Annotated in this window: 13 protein-coding genes and 1 tRNA gene; 2 read left to right on the top strand and 12 right to left on the bottom strand. The window is 63.0% G+C overall.

Annotated features, from left to right (window positions below):
• Positions 1-89 precede the first annotated feature (89 nt).
• From rpoC to JJE66_RS37375, 10 genes are all read right to left on the bottom strand, one after another.
• A complete protein-coding gene (rpoC, locus tag JJE66_RS37420; RefSeq protein WP_200520803.1) occupies positions 90-4,286 on the bottom strand; it encodes a DNA-directed RNA polymerase subunit beta' in 4,197 nt (1,398 codons plus the stop codon).
• Positions 4,287-4,415: 129 nt separating this feature from the next.
• Positions 4,416-8,537: a DNA-directed RNA polymerase subunit beta gene (gene rpoB / locus JJE66_RS37415; RefSeq protein WP_200520802.1), complete on the bottom strand. Its 4,122-nt coding sequence runs from the start codon at positions 8,535-8,537 to the stop codon at positions 4,416-4,418.
• A gap of 483 nt (positions 8,538-9,020) precedes the next feature.
• On the bottom strand, positions 9,021-9,392 hold the full coding sequence (gene rplL, locus JJE66_RS37410) for a 50S ribosomal protein L7/L12 (RefSeq protein WP_148750326.1): 372 nt from the start codon (positions 9,390-9,392) through the stop codon (positions 9,021-9,023).
• A 54-nt stretch (positions 9,393-9,446) separates the two neighbouring features.
• Positions 9,447-9,965 (bottom strand): 50S ribosomal protein L10, encoded by a 519-nt coding sequence (gene rplJ, locus JJE66_RS37405; RefSeq protein ID WP_200520801.1) that lies wholly within the window; start codon positions 9,963-9,965, stop codon positions 9,447-9,449.
• A gap of 581 nt (positions 9,966-10,546) precedes the next feature.
• Positions 10,547-11,503 carry a 2-hydroxyacid dehydrogenase gene (locus JJE66_RS37400; RefSeq protein ID WP_200520800.1) on the bottom strand — a complete coding sequence of 319 codons (957 nt, stop codon included), beginning with the start codon at positions 11,501-11,503 and terminating at the stop codon, positions 10,547-10,549.
• A gap of 108 nt (positions 11,504-11,611) precedes the next feature.
• On the bottom strand, positions 11,612-12,304 hold the full coding sequence (gene rplA / locus JJE66_RS37395; protein WP_014494487.1) for a 50S ribosomal protein L1: 693 nt from the start codon (positions 12,302-12,304) through the stop codon (positions 11,612-11,614).
• Positions 12,305-12,310: 6 nt separating this feature from the next.
• Entirely contained in the window at positions 12,311-12,739 is a 429-nt protein-coding gene (rplK, locus tag JJE66_RS37390) for a 50S ribosomal protein L11 (RefSeq protein WP_200520799.1), read from the bottom strand.
• A gap of 133 nt (positions 12,740-12,872) precedes the next feature.
• Positions 12,873-13,433, bottom strand: coding sequence for a transcription termination/antitermination protein NusG (gene nusG, locus JJE66_RS37385; RefSeq protein ID WP_129268045.1), 561 nt, complete (start codon positions 13,431-13,433; stop codon positions 12,873-12,875).
• The gene (secE, locus tag JJE66_RS37380) at positions 13,433-13,624 is read right to left on the bottom strand and encodes a preprotein translocase subunit SecE (protein ID WP_200520798.1); all 192 of its coding nucleotides are present in this window, start codon (positions 13,622-13,624) and stop codon (positions 13,433-13,435) included. The genes nusG and secE overlap by 1 nt, the downstream gene beginning before the upstream one ends.
• A 343-nt stretch (positions 13,625-13,967) precedes the next feature.
• A tRNA-Trp gene (locus JJE66_RS37375) sits at positions 13,968-14,043 on the bottom strand.
• A gap of 162 nt (positions 14,044-14,205) precedes the next feature.
• Between JJE66_RS37375 and JJE66_RS37370 the strand changes: the two genes are divergently transcribed.
• Positions 14,206-15,429 (top strand): serine hydrolase, encoded by a 1,224-nt coding sequence (locus JJE66_RS37370; protein WP_200520797.1) that lies wholly within the window; start codon positions 14,206-14,208, stop codon positions 15,427-15,429.
• A 50-nt stretch (positions 15,430-15,479) separates the two neighbouring features.
• Here JJE66_RS37370 and JJE66_RS37365 read toward each other — a convergent pair whose 3' ends face one another.
• Complete coding sequence (locus JJE66_RS37365) at positions 15,480-16,247, bottom strand: SDR family NAD(P)-dependent oxidoreductase (protein WP_200520796.1); 768 nt, start codon at positions 16,245-16,247, stop codon at positions 15,480-15,482.
• Between the two features lie 69 nt (positions 16,248-16,316).
• Positions 16,317-17,015, bottom strand: coding sequence for a histidine phosphatase family protein (locus JJE66_RS37360; protein ID WP_200520795.1), 699 nt, complete (start codon positions 17,013-17,015; stop codon positions 16,317-16,319).
• Positions 17,016-17,148: 133 nt separating this feature from the next.
• Here JJE66_RS37360 and JJE66_RS37355 point away from each other — a divergent pair, with 133 nt between their 5' ends.
• On the top strand, positions 17,149-17,934 hold the full coding sequence (locus JJE66_RS37355; protein ID WP_200520794.1) for an SDR family NAD(P)-dependent oxidoreductase: 786 nt from the start codon (positions 17,149-17,151) through the stop codon (positions 17,932-17,934).
• Positions 17,935-18,122: the final 188 nt, after the last annotated feature.

Here is an 18,122-nt window from a genome sequence, read left to right as displayed (position 1 = left end):
ATTCCGCATCGCAACAGGCAAACAAAGCAGCAAAAAGGCCGGCTTGCGCCGGCCTTTTCACTGTCCTCGGTATTCCTACGGATGAACCATCATTCCGCGGGCGGCAGCGCGGGAAGCTCCGCTTCCGGCGCGGGCGACACGACGGCCGCCTGCTTCTCGCGCTCGTCGAGAATCATCTTGTCGCGCTTCACTGCGACTTCGCGGATCTTGGCCATGGAGGCGCCGGTGCCTGCCGGGATCAACCGGCCGACGATGACGTTCTCCTTGAGGCCTTCGAGCGGATCGACTTTGCCGTTGACCGCCGCTTCCGTGAGGACGCGGGTGGTCTCCTGGAACGAGGCCGCCGAGAAGAAGGAACGGGTCTGCAAGCTCGCCTTGGTGATGCCGAGCAGAACCGGCGTTCCCGTGGCGATCTTCTTGCCCTCTTCTTTGGCCTTCTCGTTGAGCGCGTCGAACTCGATCTTGTCGACCTGCTCGCCCGAGATCATGTCCGTATCGCCCTGGTCGGTGACTTCCACCTTCTGGAGCATCTGACGGACAATCACCTCGATGTGCTTGTCGTTGATGAGCACGCCCTGAAGCCGGTAGACTTCCTGGATCTCGTTGACCAGATAGGCCGCGAGCTCCTCGATGCCCTTGACCGCCAGGATGTCGTGCGGCGCCGGGTTGCCTTCCACGATGAAGTCGCCCTTTTCGACGATGTCGCCGTCCTGAAGGTGGATGTGCTTGCCCTTCGGGATCAGGTATTCGCGCGCCTCATCCGTCTTGTCCATCGGCTCGATCGAGATGCGGCGCTTGTTCTTGTAGTCGCGCCCGAACCGGATGGTGCCCGCGATTTCGGCGATGATCGCCGCATCCTTCGGACGCCGTGCCTCGAACAGCTCCGCCACCCGCGGCAGACCGCCGGTGATGTCGCGCGTCTTGGCGCTTTCGGTCGAGACACGGGCGAGGATGTCGCCGGCCTGGACCTTGGCTCCGATGTCGACCGACAGAATGCCGTCCACCGAAAGCATGTAGCGGGCATCGCCGCCACGGGCGAGCTTGAGCACCTTGCCGTCCTTGCCCTTGACCACGATGGCCGGACGCAGGTCTCCGCCGCCGCGCATCGAGCGCCAGTCGATGACCACGCGCTTGGCGATACCGGTCGCTTCGTCCAGCGTTTCCGAGATGGACTGCCCTTCGACCAGATCCTCGAAGCCGATGGTTCCTTCGACCTCGGTGAGAAGCGGACGCGTATAGGGATCCCACTCGACGATACGCTGGCCACGCTTGACCGTGTCGCCCTCGTCGACGTGCAGGCGCGCGCCGTACTGGATACGGTGCGTCGCACGCTCGGTGCCGTCGGTATCGACGATCGCCACCACCATGTTGCGCACCATCGCGACCAGGTGACCTTCGCTGTTGCGGGCGATGGCCTTGTTCCTGATCACGATCTTGCCGTCGAAGTTGGCTTCGACGAAGGACTGCTCGTTGAGCTGCGCCGCACCGCCGATGTGGAAGGTGCGCATGGTGAGCTGGGTGCCCGGCTCGCCGATGGACTGCGCCGCGATGACGCCGACGGCTTCACCGTGGTTGACCGGCGTGCCGCGGGCGAGGTCGCGGCCGTAGCACATGCCGCAAATGCCGTTGACGAGTTCGCAGGTCAGCGCCGAGCGGATCTTCACCTCCTGCACACCACCCTGCTGGATGGCGTCCAGATGGCTCTCTTCCATCAGCGTATCGCGCTTGATGATCACCTTGCCGGAGCTGTCACGGATGTCTTCGCAGGCCGTGCGTCCGAGAATGCGCGAACCGAGCGAGGCGACCACGGTGCCGGCGTCGACGATGGCGCGCATCTTGATGCCGAGCTTGGTGCCGCAGTCACTCTGCGTGATGATGCAGTCCTGCGCGACGTCGACCAGACGTCGGGTCAGATAGCCGGAGTTCGCGGTCTTCAACGCGGTGTCCGCGAGGCCCTTGCGGGCGCCGTGGGTCGAGTTGAAGTACTCGAGAACCGAGAGGCCTTCCTTGAAGTTCGAGATGATCGGCGTCTCGATGATCTCACCCGACGGCTTGGCCATCAGGCCGCGCATGCCGGCGAGCTGGCGCATCTGGGCCGGCGAACCGCGGGCACCGGAGTGAGCCATCATGTAGATCGAGTTGATGTCGGCATCCGCCCCGCTCGCCGTCTTCTTGGTCGAGGAGATCTCCTTCATCATCGCCTTGGCGATTTCTTCGGTCGCCCTCGACCAGGCGTCGACGACCTTGTTGTACTTCTCGCCATGGGTGATCAGACCGTCGTTGTACTGCTGCTCGAAATCCTTCGCCAGCGTACGGGTGGTGTCGACGATCTTCCACTTGCTGTGCGGCACGACCATATCGTCCTTGCCGAACGAGATGCCGGCCTTGAACGCATTGTAGAAGCCGAGCGCCATGATGCGGTCGCAGAAGATCACAGTCTCCTTCTGGCCGCAGTGACGGTAGACCTGGTCGATGACGCCCGAGATCTCGCGCTTGGTCATCAGCTTGTTGATGATCTCGTACGAGATGCGCGGGTTCCTCGGCAGCAAATTGCCGAGCATGACGCGGCCGGCGGTGGTCTCGATCCAGCGCTTGGAGATCTTGCCGGTCTCGTCCATGCCTTCCCACCGGTACTTGATCTTGGTGTGGAGGTGGATGACTTTCGCGTGCAGGGCGTGCTCGAGCTCGGCCATGTCGCCGAACAGCTTGCCCTCGCCGGGCAGGCCTTCGCGCATGATCGAGACGTAGTAGAGACCGAGCACGATGTCCTGCGACGGCACGATGATCGGCTGGCCGTTCGCCGGATGCAGGATGTTATTGGTCGACATCATCAGCACGCGCGCTTCCAGCTGCGCTTCCAGCGACAGCGGAACGTGCACGGCCATCTGGTCGCCGTCGAAGTCGGCGTTGAACGCGGAGCAGACCAGCGGGTGAAGCTGAATCGCCTTGCCCTCGATCAGCACCGGCTCGAACGCCTGGATGCCCAGACGATGCAGCGTCGGCGCGCGGTTGAGCAGCACCGGATGCTCGCGGATCACCTCGTCCAGGATGTCCCAGACCTCGGGCCGCTCCTTCTCGACCAGCTTCTTCGCCTGCTTGACGGTGGTGGACAGGCCTTTGGCGTCAAGCCGCGAATAGATGAACGGCTTGAACAGCTCGAGCGCCATCTTCTTCGGCAGGCCGCACTGATGCAGGCGCAGCTCGGGACCGACCACGATCACCGAACGGCCCGAATAGTCGACGCGCTTGCCGAGCAGGTTCTGGCGGAAGCGGCCTTGCTTGCCCTTCAGCATGTCGGCGAGCGACTTCAGCGGGCGCTTGTTGGCACCCGTGATGACGCGGCCGCGGCGGCCGTTGTCGAACAGCGCATCGACCGCTTCCTGAAGCATGCGCTTCTCGTTGCGGATGATGATGTCGGGCGCACGCAGCTCCATCAGCCGCTTCAGGCGGTTGTTGCGGTTGATGACGCGGCGGTAGAGGTCGTTGAGATCCGAGGTCGCGAAGCGGCCGCCGTCCAGCGGCACCAGCGGACGCAGGTCCGGCGGGATCACGGGGACGACGGTCAGGATCATCCATTCCGGCTTATTGCCGGAGTGGCGGAACGCCTCGACGATCTTCAGGCGCTTGGCGAGCTTCTTGTGCTTGATGTCGGAGTCCGTCTCCTGCATCTCCGCGCGCAAGGTCAGCTCGAGCTTCTCGAGGTCCATGCCCTTGAGCAGCTCGCGGATCGCTTCCGCGCCGATCATGGCGGTGAAGGAGTCCTGGCCGTACTCGTCCTGCGCCTTCAGATACTCGTCTTCCGACAGCAACTGACGGTCCTTCAGCGCGGTGAGGCCGGGCTCAAGCACGACGTAATATTCAAAGTAAAGGATCCGCTCGAGATCCTTCAGCGTCATATCGAGCAGCAGGCCGATGCGCGACGGCAGCGACTTCAGGAACCAGATGTGGGCGACCGGGGCCGCGAGCTCGATATGGCCCATGCGCTCGCGCCGGACGCGCGACAGCGTGACCTCGACCGAACACTTCTCGCAGATGATGCCCTTGTACTTCATGCGCTTGTACTTGCCGCACAAGCACTCGTAATCCTTGATCGGCCCGAAGATGCGGGCGCAGAACAGGCCGTCGCGCTCGGGCTTGAAGGTACGGTAGTTGATGGTCTCCGGCTTCTTGATCTCGCCGTAGGACCAGGACAGAATCTTCTCCGGGGACGCGATCGAGATCCGGATCTGGTCGAAGACCTGAGCCGGCGTCGTCGGGTTAAAGAGATTCATAATTTCTTGGTTCATCGTCTTCTCCTCGCGTGCCGGTCGCCTCCGGCCGCAAATTCGAAAATCACTCGAGCGGGGCGCCCTGCCCTCAAGGCATCGGGAGGGGCGCCAATGCCCGGCCGCGAAGGCCGGGCATGAAAGGTCGTATTACTCGGCCGCTTCCGCCGTCCCGGGGCCGACCTTCGAATTGTGCAAGTCGACGTTGAGGCCGAGCGAGCGCATTTCCTTGACCAGCACGTTGAATGATTCCGGGATACCGGCCTCGAAGGTGTCGTCGCCACGCACGATCGCCTCGTACACCTTGGTACGGCCGGCGACGTCGTCCGACTTCACGGTCAGCATTTCCTGGAGCGTGTAGGCCGCGCCGTAAGCTTCGAGCGCCCACACCTCCATTTCGCCGAAACGCTGGCCGCCGAACTGCGCCTTGCCGCCCAGCGGCTGCTGGGTGACGAGCGAGTACGGACCGATCGAACGCGCATGGATCTTGTCGTCGACGAGATGGTGCAGCTTGAGCATATAGATGTAGCCTACCGTCACCTTGCGGTCGAAGGCATCGCCGGTGCGGCCGTCATAGACGGTCGACTGACCCGAAGCGTCGAGACCGGCAAGCTTCAGCATCTCCTCGATGTCGGCTTCCTTGGCACCGTCGAACACCGGCGTCGCGATCGGCACGCCGCGGCTCAGGTTATGGCCGAGTTCAAGCAGCTCGTTGTCGTTGAGCGTCTTGATCGTCTCGTCCTCGCCGTAGACCTTCTTCAAGGTTTCCTTCAGCGGCTTGATGTCCTGCTTCGACAAATAGGCATCGACCGTCTGGCCGATACGCTTGCCGAGGCCGGCGCAGGCCCAGCCGAGATGGGTTTCGAGGATCTGCCCGACGTTCATGCGCGAGGGCACGCCGAGCGGATTGAGCACGATATCGGCATGCGTACCGTCTTCGAGGAACGGCATGTCCTCGATCGGCACGATCTTCGACACCACGCCCTTGTTGCCGTGGCGGCCGGCCATCTTGTCGCCGGGCTGGATCTTGCGCTTCACCGCGACGAAGACCTTGACCATCTTCATCACGCCGGGCGGCAATTCGTCGCCGCGCTGAAGCTTTTCGACCTTGTCGAGGAAGCGCTGCTCGAGCCCCTTCTTCGATTCGTCGTACTGCTTCCGCATGGCCTCGATCTCGGCCATCAGCTTGTCGTTCGGCGAAGCGAACAGCCACCACTGCGACTTCGGGTACTCCTCGAGCACCGCACGGGTGATCTTAGTGTCCTTCTTGAAGCCCTTCGGACCGGCAATGCCCTGCCGCCCCTCGAGGAGCTCGGCAAGACGGTTGTAGACGTTGCGGTCCAGGATCGCCTGCTCGTCGTCGCGGTCCTTGGCCAGACGCTCGATCTCTTCCCGCTCGATCGCCAGCGCACGCTCGTCCTTGTCGACGCCGTGACGGTTGAACACACGGACTTCGACGATGGTGCCCTGCACGCCCGGGGGAACGCGCAGCGAGGTGTCGCGAACGTCGGAGGCCTTTTCGCCGAAGATGGCGCGCAGAAGCTTTTCTTCCGGCGTCATCGGGCTTTCGCCCTTCGGCGTGATCTTGCCGACCAGGATGTCGCCGGCGCGCACTTCCGCGCCGATGTAGACGATACCGGCTTCGTCGAGGTTCTTCAGCGCTTCTTCCGAGACGTTCGGAATGTCGCGGGTGATTTCCTCAGGTCCGAGCTTGGTGTCACGGGCCATCACCTCGAACTCCTCGATATGGATCGAGGTGAAGACGTCTTCCTTCACAATCCGCTCGGAGAGCAGGATCGAGTCTTCGAAGTTGTAGCCGTTCCACGGCATGAACGCGACCAGCACGTTACGGCCGAGCGCGAGCTCACCGAGATCGGTCGACGGACCGTCAGCGATGATGTCGCCCTTCTTGACGATGTCGCCGACCTTCACCAGCGGACGCTGGTTGATGCAGGTCGACTGGTTGGAACGCTGGTACTTCATCAGACGATAGATATCGACGCCCGACTTGGTCGGATCGAGATCTTCGGTGGCGCGAATGACGACGCGGGTCGCGTCGATCTGATCGATCACGCCCGAACGGCGTGCCGCGATCGCGGCACCCGAGTCACGCGCAACCACGCCTTCCATGCCGGTGCCGACGAACGGCGCCTCGGCGCGAACCAGCGGCACCGCCTGGCGCTGCATGTTCGAGCCCATCAGCGCGCGGTTGGCGTCGTCGTTCTCGAGGAACGGGATCAGCGCCGCGGCAACCGAAACGAGCTGCTTCGGCGACACGTCCATGTAGTCGACCTTGTCCGGCGACAACGGCACGACGTCGCGGGTGCCGCTCGCGCGACAGACCACCAGGTCTTCGGTGAAGCGACCCTTGGCGTCGATGGGCACGTTGGCCTGAGCGACCGAATAGCGGCCTTCCTCCATCGCCGAGAGGTACACGACCTCGTCGGTGACGCGACCGTCCTTGACCTTGCGATACGGCGTCTCGACGAAGCCGTACTTATTCACGCGCGCGAAGGTGGCGAGCGAGTTGATCAGGCCGATGTTCGGACCTTCCGGCGTCTCGATCGGGCAGATGCGGCCGTAATGCGTCGGATGCACGTCGCGCACCTCGAAGCCGGCGCGCTCGCGGGTCAGACCGCCCGGTCCAAGCGCCGACAGGCGGCGCTTGTGGGTGATCTCCGACAGCGGGTTGGTCTGGTCCATGAACTGCGAGAGCTGCGAGGAGCCAAAGAACTCGCGCACGGCGGCAGCCGCCGGCTTCGCATTGATCAGGTCCTGCGGCATGACCGTGTCGATGTCGACCGAGGACATACGCTCCTTGATCGCGCGCTCCATGCGCAGCAGGCCGATGCGGTACTGGTTCTCCATGAGCTCGCCGACCGAACGCACACGGCGGTTGCCGAGATGATCGATGTCGTCGATCTCGCCCTTGCCGTCGCGCAAATCCACCAGCGTCTTGATGACGCAGAGGATGTCTTCCTTGCGCAGCGTGCGCTGGGTGTCGGGCGCATCGAGGTCGAGGCGCATGTTCATCTTGACGCGGCCGACCGCGGAGAGGTCGTAACGCTCGGCGTCGAAGAACAGCGACTGGAACATCGCCTGCGCCGAATCCAGCGTCGGCGGCTCGCCCGGGCGCATCACGCGGTAGATGTCGAACAGCGCGTCCTCACGCGTCATGTTCTTGTCGGCCGAGAGCGTGTTGCGGATGTAGGCGCCGACATTGACGTGGTCGATGTCGAGCAGCGGCAACTCCTTATAGCCGTGCTCGTTGAGTGCCTTCATCGACTTGTCGGTGATCTCTTCACCGGCTTCGGCGTGGATCTCACCGGTCTTCGGGTTGACGAGATCCTCTGCGAGATAGTTGCCGACGAGCTCCTCATCCGAGAGGCGCAGCGCCTTCAGGCCCTTCTCCTGCATCTGACGCGCACCGCGCACGGTGAGCTTCTTACCGGCTTCGAGCACGACTTTGCCGGTGTCGGCGTCGATCAGATCGTTGATGGTCGAGTAGCCGCGGAAGCGGTTGGCGTCGAACGGAACGCGCCAGCCTTCCTTGGTCCGCTTGTAAAGGATCTTCTTGTAGAAGGTGGATAGGATCGCCTCGCCGTCGAGGCCGAGCGCGAACATCAGCGACGTCACCGGAATCTTGCGGCGACGGTCGATACGCGCATAGACGATATCCTTGGCGTCGAACTCGATGTCGAGCCAGGAACCGCGATACGGGATCACGCGGGCAGCGAACAGCAGCTTGCCCGAGGAATGGGTCTTGCCCTTGTCGTGGTCGAAGAACACACCCGGCGAACGGTGCATCTGCGAGACGATAACGCGCTCGGTGCCGTTGACGATGAAGGTGCCGTTCATCGTCATGAGCGGGATGTCGCCCATGTAGACGTCCTGCTCCTTGATGTCCTTGACCGACTTCGCGCCGGTTTCCTCGTCGATATCGAACACGATGAGGCGCAGCGTCACCTTGAGGGGGGCCGCGAAGGTCATGCCGCGCTGGCGACACTCGTCGACGTCATACTTCGGCTGCTCGAACTCGTAGCGGACGAATTCCAGCATCGAGGTGCCCGAAAAGTCAGAGATCGGGAACACCGAACGGAACACGGCCTGCAGGCCCTCGTCGAGGCGCCCGCCGGCGGGTTCATCGACCATCAGGAACTGGTCATAGGACGCCTTCTGAACCTCGATGAGGTTCGGCATCTCGGCGACTTCCTTGATGTGTCCGAAGAACTTGCGAACGCGTTTGCGACCGGTGAATGTCTGCTGCGCCATTGTGGCCTCTCATTTCGTCGCCCGCTCTGGGCGCGCCGTCCAGGACGCGGCTACCGCCGCTCCCCGGGTTGAATTTTTCGAACCCGTCTTGGGGACCGAAAATCCAGTTTCAGGCCGTCATGCCCGAATCTGTTCTTCAGACCTTCAAAACGCAAAACGACGCGCGGGGCGCATAGGCACGCCCGCCCGTCACAACGATCGTCTTCACGGACTGCAAAAGCCCGAAATAGCTTGCTCTCCCAACGGCTTACAGGGAAATCCGGCATCCCTGCCCACCGCGCTTTCGTGCTGCCGAACCGATATGGGGCGACAATAGTGGAGATTCGAGGGGTAAACCCTCAAATCCCCACACTTTTTCGTGTTCGGCCTGCGTCGGGACGATCCGTCGCACGCCTTTTGCATCTGGCCCCACCCCTTTGCGAGGCGGACCAAGATCCCGGATTTCGCGTGACGCTTGCCCGGGACCTCGCCAGTAAGCGTTGCTTACTTGAGCTCGACCTTGGCGCCAGCCTTCTCCAGCTGGACCTTGAGCTTTTCGGCCTCGTCCTTGTTCACACCTTCCTTGACAGGCTTCGGCGCGCCCTCGACGAGGTCCTTTGCTTCCTTCAGGCCCAGGCCAGTGATGGCGCGGACTTCCTTGATGACCTCGATCTTCTTTTCGCCGGCGGCGGCCAGAACGACCGTGAACTCGGTCTTCTCTTCAGCCGGAGCAGCGGCAGCAGCGGCGGGGCCGGCCACAGCCACAGCCGCGGCGGCCGAGACGCCCCACTTTTCTTCGAGGAGCTTCGCGAGCTCAGCAGCTTCGAGCACGGTGAGGCTCGAAAGGTCGTCAACGATCTTCTGCAAGTCAGCCATTGTTCAGTTTCCTTGAATGTAAGTCTGGTTCGGGTTTGAGTTTTGCGAAGGGCGTCAGGCCGCTTCGCTCTTTGAGGCATAAGCCTGGATGACGCGCGCGAGCTTGCCCGCGGGCGCGTTGGCGAGCTGAGCCAGCTTGGTCGCCGGGGCCACGAGGAGGCCGACGATCTTGGCGCGCAGTTCGTCAAGCGACGGCAGCGAGGCAAGCGCCTTCACACCGTCGACATTCAGGACGGTCGTACCCATCGATCCGCCAATGATGACGAACTTTTCGTTCGCCTTGGCGAATTCGACGGCGACCTTTGGCGCCGCTACCGGATCGTTCGAAGTGGCGATCACGGTCGGTCCCTTCAGCATGGGGCCGATGGCAACGACGTCAGTGCCTTCAAGAGCAATTTTGGCGAGACGGTTCTTCGAGACCTTCACCGAGGCACCAGCCTGCTTCATCTGCATGCGCAGCTTCTGCATCTGGGCAACGGTCAGGCCGGAATATTGAGCAACGACCGCGACGCTCGTGGTCTTGAAGACCCCATTGAGCTGTTCGACCGCCTCTTTTTTTGCCGCTCGTTCCACAGCAAGCTCTTTCCGGTTGGCGGTCATCGCAAAAAGCGGGACCGCCGGGTTGCACCCATCGTCCCGCCCAAACCTGAACCTCAGGGTCAAACCCCATCGGACACGCCGGGCAAGACGACAATTCAAAGCCTGCCCTCCGGGAGCCCATCAGAGCCCACGGCGTGTCGAGGTCCGAACCAGACCCGTTTCGCAACCACCCTAAGGAGTGGAATGCGACGTGAAATCCGGTCTTCACCCGTCTATGCAGGCCATGCGATTAAGCCGTTGAGAAATCGAAACTTCCCGCGGGCGCCTGCAGTCTTGGACAGGACAAGGCCAGCCGGCGAACCGCCTGACCTCTGCCCGCATCCCACCAACCGATGGATTTTCCTTCCTTTTCGGGCAAATCCTTACGGACGTCCTGAAAAGGAATGATCTCCTGTCGCGTCGGGTTTTCGGAATGCGCGCACAGACGCGCCAGCCAAGGCCGGCACGTCCGGAAGCGCTTCTTTAACCGCTCTCTGCCTGCTTGCCAAGAGCAAAATTCACACCAGTTCCAAACCGTTGCCGGCCGGGCTTGACCCGGCCTGGCAATGGCCGATTCAGGCCGACTTGACCCCGTAAGGCAGCGGCTTGCCCTCGAAAAACGCGCTCAGGTTGGCCAGCACGCAGTTCTGCATGGCGGCGTGCGATTCGAGGGTGTGGCCGCCGAGATGGGGGGCGAACACGACATTGGGGAGCGCCGTCAGCCCGTCGGGGGCGTGCGGCTCCTTCTCGAAGACGTCGAGGCCGGCGCCGGCGATGATCTTGTCGGTCAGGGCCGCGACCAGGGCCTTCTCGTCGATCACCGAGCCGCGGGAGATGTTGACGACATAACCGTCTTCACCAAGGCGCTTCAGGATATCGGCGTTGACGGCGTGCTGGGTCTCGGCCCCTGCCCGGACCGCGATCATCAGCACGCTGCACCAGTCGGCGAGCGCTTCCAGCGACTGGAAATACTGATAGGGCGGCACGTCGCGCCGAGTACGGCTGTAATAGCCCACGTCGGCCTCGAACGCGGCGCAGCGTGCAGCGATCTTGCGGCCGATCTCGCCCATGCCGTAGATGCCAATGCGGCGACCGGACATGCCGGCCCGAGGGCGCATCATTGGCGACTGTTTTGACGCCGCCCAGTCGCCGCTGCGGACATATTGGTCGGCGATCAGGATCCGCCGCGTCGTCGCCAGCATCAGGGTCATCGCGATGTCGGCGACCGAGGCCGCATTGGCGCCCGGGCTGTGGCCGACCGCGATGTTGCGTGTGGCGGCGACCTTCAGGTCGACACCGTCGTAGCCCGTGCCGTAGCAGACGATCGCGCCGAGTTTTGGAAACAGGTCCATCGCTTCGGCGCCCAGCGGCGTGCCGCCCGCGGTGAGGATCGCGCGGATGCCGCCGAGCTCGTCCGCCGGAAACACCTCCCGCGCCGGCTTGCCACCGGTGTCGAGCAGCTCGAACCGTTCGGCGAAGCGCGCCATCATCGTCTTGGGAAAGCGCGAGTAGATCAGGACCTTGTCAGCCATTGTTCTTATTTCCGGCGAGTGTCGCCCACAAACGACGAGGGGCGGAATCGGTTGCCCAATTCCGCCCCTCGCCTCATGCAATTTCCAAACCTCTCACCGAGGCAGACCTTAGCCGAGAATGGTGCCCGGCTCGACCTTCACGCCCGGGCCCATCGTCGAGGACACCGCAACGCGCTGGATGTAGGTGCCCTTGGAGCCGGCGGGCTTGGCCTTCGAGACCGCATCCGCGAGCGCCTTGATGTTCTCGACCAGCTTCTCCTCGGAGAACGAGGCCTTGCCGACGCCGGCCTGCAGAATGCCGGCCTTCTCGACGCGGAACTCGACCGAGCCGCCCTTGGCCCCCTTCACCGCACCGGTGACGTCCATGGTCACGGTGCCGATCTTCGGGTTCGGCATCAGGCCGCGCGGGCCGAGCACCTTACCGAGGCGGCCGACCAGCGGCATCATGTCGGGGGTGGCGATACAACGGTCGAAATCGATCGAGCCGTTCTGCACCTTCTCGACCAGGTCTTCGGCACCGACGACGTCGGCACCGGCGGCCTTGGCCTCATCGGCCTTGGCGCCGCGGGCAAACACGCCGACGCGGAGCGTACGGCCGGTGCCGTTCGGCAGGGTTACGACGCCGCGGACCATCTGGTCGGCGTGACGCGGATCGACGCCGAGATTGATCGCGACCTCGATGGTCTCGTCGAACTTCGCTTTCGCGCGTTCCTTGACCATCTTGATGGCGTCCGCGAGCGGGTAAAGCTTTTCGCGGTCAACACCTTCGCGGGCTTTGTTCAAACGCTTTCCGATTGCCATGAGCCCTTACCCCGCCACTTCCAGACCCATCGAACGGGCAGAGCCCTCGACCATCTTCATGGCCGATTCGATGGTGTCGCAATTCAGATCCTTCATCTTCTTCTCGGCGATCTCGCGCACCTGCGCGCGTGTCACCGCACCGGCCTTGTCACGGCCCGGCGCCTTCGAGCCGGACTGGATTTTGGCAGCCTGCTTGAGGAAGAAGGACATCGGAGGGGTCTTCATCTCGAACGTGAACGAACGATCGGCGTAGATCGTGATCACGACGGGGATCGGGGTGTTCTTCTCTTCCTTCTGGGTCTGGGCGTTGAACGCCTTGCAGAACTCCATGATGTTGAGACCGCGCTGACCAAGCGCGGGACCGATCGGGGGCGAAGGATTCGCCGCACCGGCCGGGACCTGAAGCTTCAGGTATCCGGTCACTTTCTTTGCCATGTATCACTCCTGTTGTGCCGGCCTGGGCCAGCGGTTTCAGGTTCGTGGTCTGGGTCGGATGCGGCTGGCAACCGCCCTCTCCCTCCCACGGCCTCTTGTTGCGCGAAGCCTTTCGGCTTCCCGCGTTACCCGATCAGACCTTCTCGACCTGACCGAATTCCAACTCGACCGGCGTGGCGCGACCAAAGATCGACACCGCGACCTTCACGCGCGAGCGCGCCTCGTCGATTTCCTCGACCACACCCGAGAACGAGGCGAACGGACCGTCGGCCACGCGCACGTTCTCGCCGATCTCGAACGACACCGACGCCTTCGGCCGTTCCACACCCTCCTGCACCTGGTGTAGAATCCGCATGGCCTCGGCTTCCGAAATCGGCATCGGCTTGTTTTCCGCACCGAGGAAGCCCGTGACTTTCGGCGTGTTCTTAATCAGATGGAACGCCTCGTCGGTCAGCTTCATCTTCACCAGCACGTAGCCCGGAAAGAACTTGCGCTCGGCATCGATCTTGCGGCCGCGGCGCACTTCAGTGACCTTCTCGGTCGGAACCAGCACCAGCTCGAACAGCTCTTCGAGCCCGCGCTGCTTGGCCTGCTCGCGGATGGATTCGGCGACCTTCTTCTCGAAGTTCGAATAGGCGTGGACGATGTACCAGCGCTTGTCGGTCGATTGGGTTGCAGCGGCTGCTGTTGCCATCAGTGAATGCCCAAAAGGAAGGTGATGAGGTAACGGATGATCTGGTCGGCGGCGAAGAAGAAGATCGAGGCCACGGCGACCATGATGAACACCATTATGGTGGTGATCGTGGTCTCACGACGGGTCGGCCAGGTGACCTTGTTGGTCTCCGAGCGCACTTCCTGCAAGAACTTGAACGGGCTGACTGCCATCGTTTGAGGTCCAACGTCCGTTGACAGACGCGAATGAATTTCAGGGATCCGAACAGCCGCCGTTGGCCCAGCCCTCTGTCTCGAAGGATGAGCCGGAAAACCGGGCTCGATTGTTCGGGGATTTCAAAGCCGCGCCGGAGATCCGCGTCTAACGGGCCGGCTGCGAGTGGGGGGTAGATACTGCGGATGGGGCCAAAGGTCAAGGTGTGGCGGGCCGGGACGTGCGCAGCCGCTTGCCGTGGACCCGATCGGGATCAAGGGCTTAGCCGATCCCCATGAACCACGATTCGAGCTTTCGGCCCGCCGCCGTCCTACCGTTCAATCCTGATTGTCTGGGATTAGCTGGCAGGAGTGGCAGGGCTCGAACCTGCGACCCCCGGTTTTGGAGACCGGTGCTCTACCAATTGAGCTACACTCCTACGGACCCTGCGTCGCCGCGGATCAGGGGCGCTTTCAAGCACAGGGGACGGCTGGATTGCAAGGCCGGAATGCAAGGGTGAAGCGCGCTGGCTTCGCTTGTTTGTACGGCTGCTTCTGGGCCAGAGTTCGTTCCCGATAATAATGTGCCCCCGGGAGTGAACATGACCGCCACAGCCGCCTCTCACGCCGCGATCGCGCCGAAAACCCCGCCTTTGCCTGAGGCCGAGCCGGAGACGTTGGGGCTATCGCGGCCCCGCTTGCAGGCAATGTCGGATGCGTTCAGGCGCGAGATCGACAAGGGAACCGTGCCCGGTGTGACCGTGCTGGTGGCCCGCCGCGGTCAGGTCGGCTGGTTCGAGGCGCTCGGCAAGCAGAGCCCGGCTGGCCCCGCGCCGATGGCGCTTGATTCGATCTTCCGGATCTTCTCGATGACCAAGCCGATCGTCTCGGTCGGCATCATGACGTTGGTCGAGGACGGCCACCTCCTCCTCGGCGATCCCGTTGCCAAATTCATTCCGGAATTCGCCGACCAGAAGGTCGGCGTAGTCAGCGGGGGCAGACTGGAACTGGTTCCACCGAAGCGGCCGATGACGGTGCAGGACCTGCTCCGTCACACCTCGGGTCTCACTTACGAGCACCAGGGCGACGGCCCCGTGCACAAGATCTACCAGGAGTCCCGCGTCCGCAGCCGCAAGATCACCAATGCCGAGCACGCCGCGCTGGTGGCGAGCTTCCCGCTGGTCTGCCACCCCGGCGACGAGTTCAACTACAGCCGCTCCACCGACATCCTCGGCCGCATCATCGAAATCATCAGCGGCAAATCGCTCGGCGCCTTCCTCACCGAACGCATCCTCGCGCCCTTGCAGATGACCGAAACCGGCTTCGCGACCTCTGAGGCCAATGCCGCCCGCCTCACCGAGCCGTTCGCGGCCGATCCCTGGACCGGCGACAAGGTTGCGCTCTTCAACATGCTCGAGCAGCCGATCATGGAGTCCGGTGGTGGCGGTCTGGTCTCAACCACGATGGACTATGCCCGCTTCGCGCTGATGCTGCGCAACGGCGGCACGCTCGACGGCAACAGGATCATCGGCCGCAAGACGCTGGAGCTGATGGCCTCCGATCATCTCGGGCCGCACGTCGTGACCAATGGCACGCTGCTGTCGCCCGGCCACGGCTTTGGCCTCGGCTTCGCCGTGCGCCGCGACACCGGCATCGCGCCCTTCCCCGGCAGCGTCGGCCAGTATTTCTGGAGCGGCATTGCGGGGACGTTCTTCTGGATCGATCCGAAGGAGGATATGTTCGTCGTGTTCATGAGCCAGGGCCCGGGACAGCGCGATTTTACGCGGACACTGGTGCGGGATCTGGTTTACGCGGCGGTCGATTGAGCTTGCGCGCCCGGACGCGACGCAATGCACCGCGTCCGGGACACGCCAGATCAGCTAATCGTCGCGCCGCCGTCGATCACCATGGTCTGACCGGTCATGAAGTCGCCGGCCCTCGATCCCAGGAACACGGCGGCACCCGCGATCTCGTCGGGGATGCCGATGCGGAGCAGCGGCGAGCGCGCGGTCGAGGCTTTCAAATTCTCCGGATTGTCCCACAGCGCCTTGGCAAAGTCGGTCTTGATCAGTCCGGGCGCGATGCAATTCACGCGAATGTTGTGCTTGCCGTATTCGCACGCGAGGTTGCGCGCGAGTTGCATGTCGGCGGCTTTCGAGATTGCGTAGGCACCCAGGATGGTCGACCCCTTCAGGCCGCCGATCGAGGACACGATGATGATTGAGCCGTCCTTGCGCTCGATCATCTGCGGCACCACCATCGAGATCAGCCAGTTGTTGGCGACGATGTTGTTGTCGAGAATTTTGCGGAACTGATCGTCGGAAATGCCGGCGAGCGGACCGTAATACGGGTTCGATGCCGCGTTGCAGACCAGCACGTCGATCTTGCCGAAGGCGCGGTTGCTCTCGTCGATCAGGTTTTGCAGATTCTCCTTCGACGAGATGTTGGCGGCGATCGCCACCGCTGTGCCGTTGCCGAACTTGTCGTTGATTGACGTCGCCACCTCATCGCAGACATCGGCCTTGCGCGAGGAGATCACCACCTTGGCGCCGTGCTCGGCCATGCGCTCGGCGATCGCAAGCCCGATGCCGCGCGTCGAGCCGGTGATGACGGCGACTTTTCCCTTCATGTCGAACAAGGTCATGTTTCTCTCCCAGAGTATGATTTTGATCGGTGTGAGGCTTACGCCGGGTCCGTGCGATCGTACAATTGCTCAGGCGAGCTTCTTGACTTCCGGTCCGGCCGGCTGATGCATCTCCGCATGCGCGTCATCGGCGATCCACGGCTGCTGGTTCACCATCGGCAGTCGCCAGATCGAGCGCTCGGGGCTTGCGAAATAATCGAGCCGCGTGATCGAGACATTGTCGATGTCGAACGATAGCGCCCGCTCCACCTGGCCGTCGAGTGCGAGGCCAATCGCCGCCTTGATGGTGCCACCATGGGCAACAGCGATCACGTCCTGCCCGGCCGCTTCATTGTTGATGCGCTCGACGGTACGGCGTGTGCGGTTGTAGAGATCCATGAAACTTTCGCCGCCAGGCGCCGGCTCGTTGATATCGGCAAACCAGCTCGCGCCCACGGGGCGGCTCGCAATGAAGGCGGCGCGGTTCATGCCCTGCCAGCGGCCGAGATTTTGTTCGGCGAGATCCGCCTCCCACGTCATCGACGCGGGCCGCGGATAGCCCGCCTCCCAGATCGCTTCCGCGGTCTGGTGCGTGCGCATCAGATTGCTCGAATACCAGACCGCGTTGCGTGGCAGCACCTTGGCAACAGCATTGAAGACGTAGGCGTCGCTGGTGTCGCAGGCGAGATCGGACTGACCGTAGATGTTGCCGCCGTCATTGCGCACCGGCGCGTGACGGACCCACCACCACCGTGTCGTGACCACATTCGACTTGTCTGCGGCTGCCATCGAAACCCTTCCATCCCGTGTGATGTCGCTGTACGTCAGGTGTGAACGTGTCTCAAGACACTTTACCGTTTGAAATTCTGTTTGAAATTCCGTTGCGCGGCAAGCGTTGCGGACCAACCAAAGGGAGAAACGCATGGGCCGTCTGCAAGGCAAATCCGTCATCATCACCGGCGCCGGCAGCGGCATCGGTCGCGCGGCAGCGCTCCTGTTCACCAGGGAAGGCGCGAAACTGATCGCGGTCGATCGCACCGAGGCGGTGAAGGAGACTGTCGAGGAGGTGAAGAAGGCCGGCGGCGTCGCGGAGGCCATGATCGCCGATGCCGGCTCCGAGAAGGACGTCATGGCCGTCATCGACAAGGCGGTGAAGACGCACGGCCGGCTCGACGTGATCTGGGCCAATGCCGGCGTCTCCGGCGGACTGGTCCCGCTCGGCGAGCAGACCGTCGAGCAGTGGCAGGAGGTCTTGCGCGTCAATCTGATCGGGCCGTTCCTCGCGGTGAAGCATGCGATGCCGCACATGGTGAAGCAGCAGTCCGGCGCCATCGTGCTGACCGCGTCGGTCGCGGGCCTCAAGGCCGGCGCCAGCGGACACCCCTATGCGGCGAGCAAGGCCGGCGTGATCTCGCTGGTGCAGACCACCGCCTATTCGCTGACCGGCACCGGCGTGCGCATCAACGCAGTCTGCCCCGGCCTGATCGAGACCGGCATGACCAAGCCGATCTTCGATCGTGCGAAAGAACGCGGCACCGCCGACAAGATCGGCCAGCTCAATCCGCTCAAGCGCCCCGGCCAGCCGCACGAACTCGCCGCGATGGGATTGTTCCTGGCGAGCGACGAGGCGTCGTATGTGAACGGCCAGGCGTTCCCGGTGGACGGCGGACTGACGGCGTCGATGCCGTATGCGGGGAAACCGGTTTAGCAGGCGTATCTTCGGCTTCGGTTTACGCAGCGCCGCCACACTCTTGGTGTCGTCCCGGCGAAGGCCGGGACCCATACGGCGTGATTTATCTGCAGGGCTCGATAGCAGTACCGGACGACGAGTCTTCGCCAAACCCACCCTTGTATTGGCGGGCCGGGCTATGATGGGCTGGTTCCGTGAGGAATGGC

The organism is Bradyrhizobium diazoefficiens, assembly GCF_016612535.1.
Taxonomy (GTDB): Bacteria; Pseudomonadota; Alphaproteobacteria; order Rhizobiales; family Xanthobacteraceae; genus Bradyrhizobium; species Bradyrhizobium diazoefficiens_C.
This window is presented reverse-complemented; position numbering and strand designations above follow the sequence as displayed.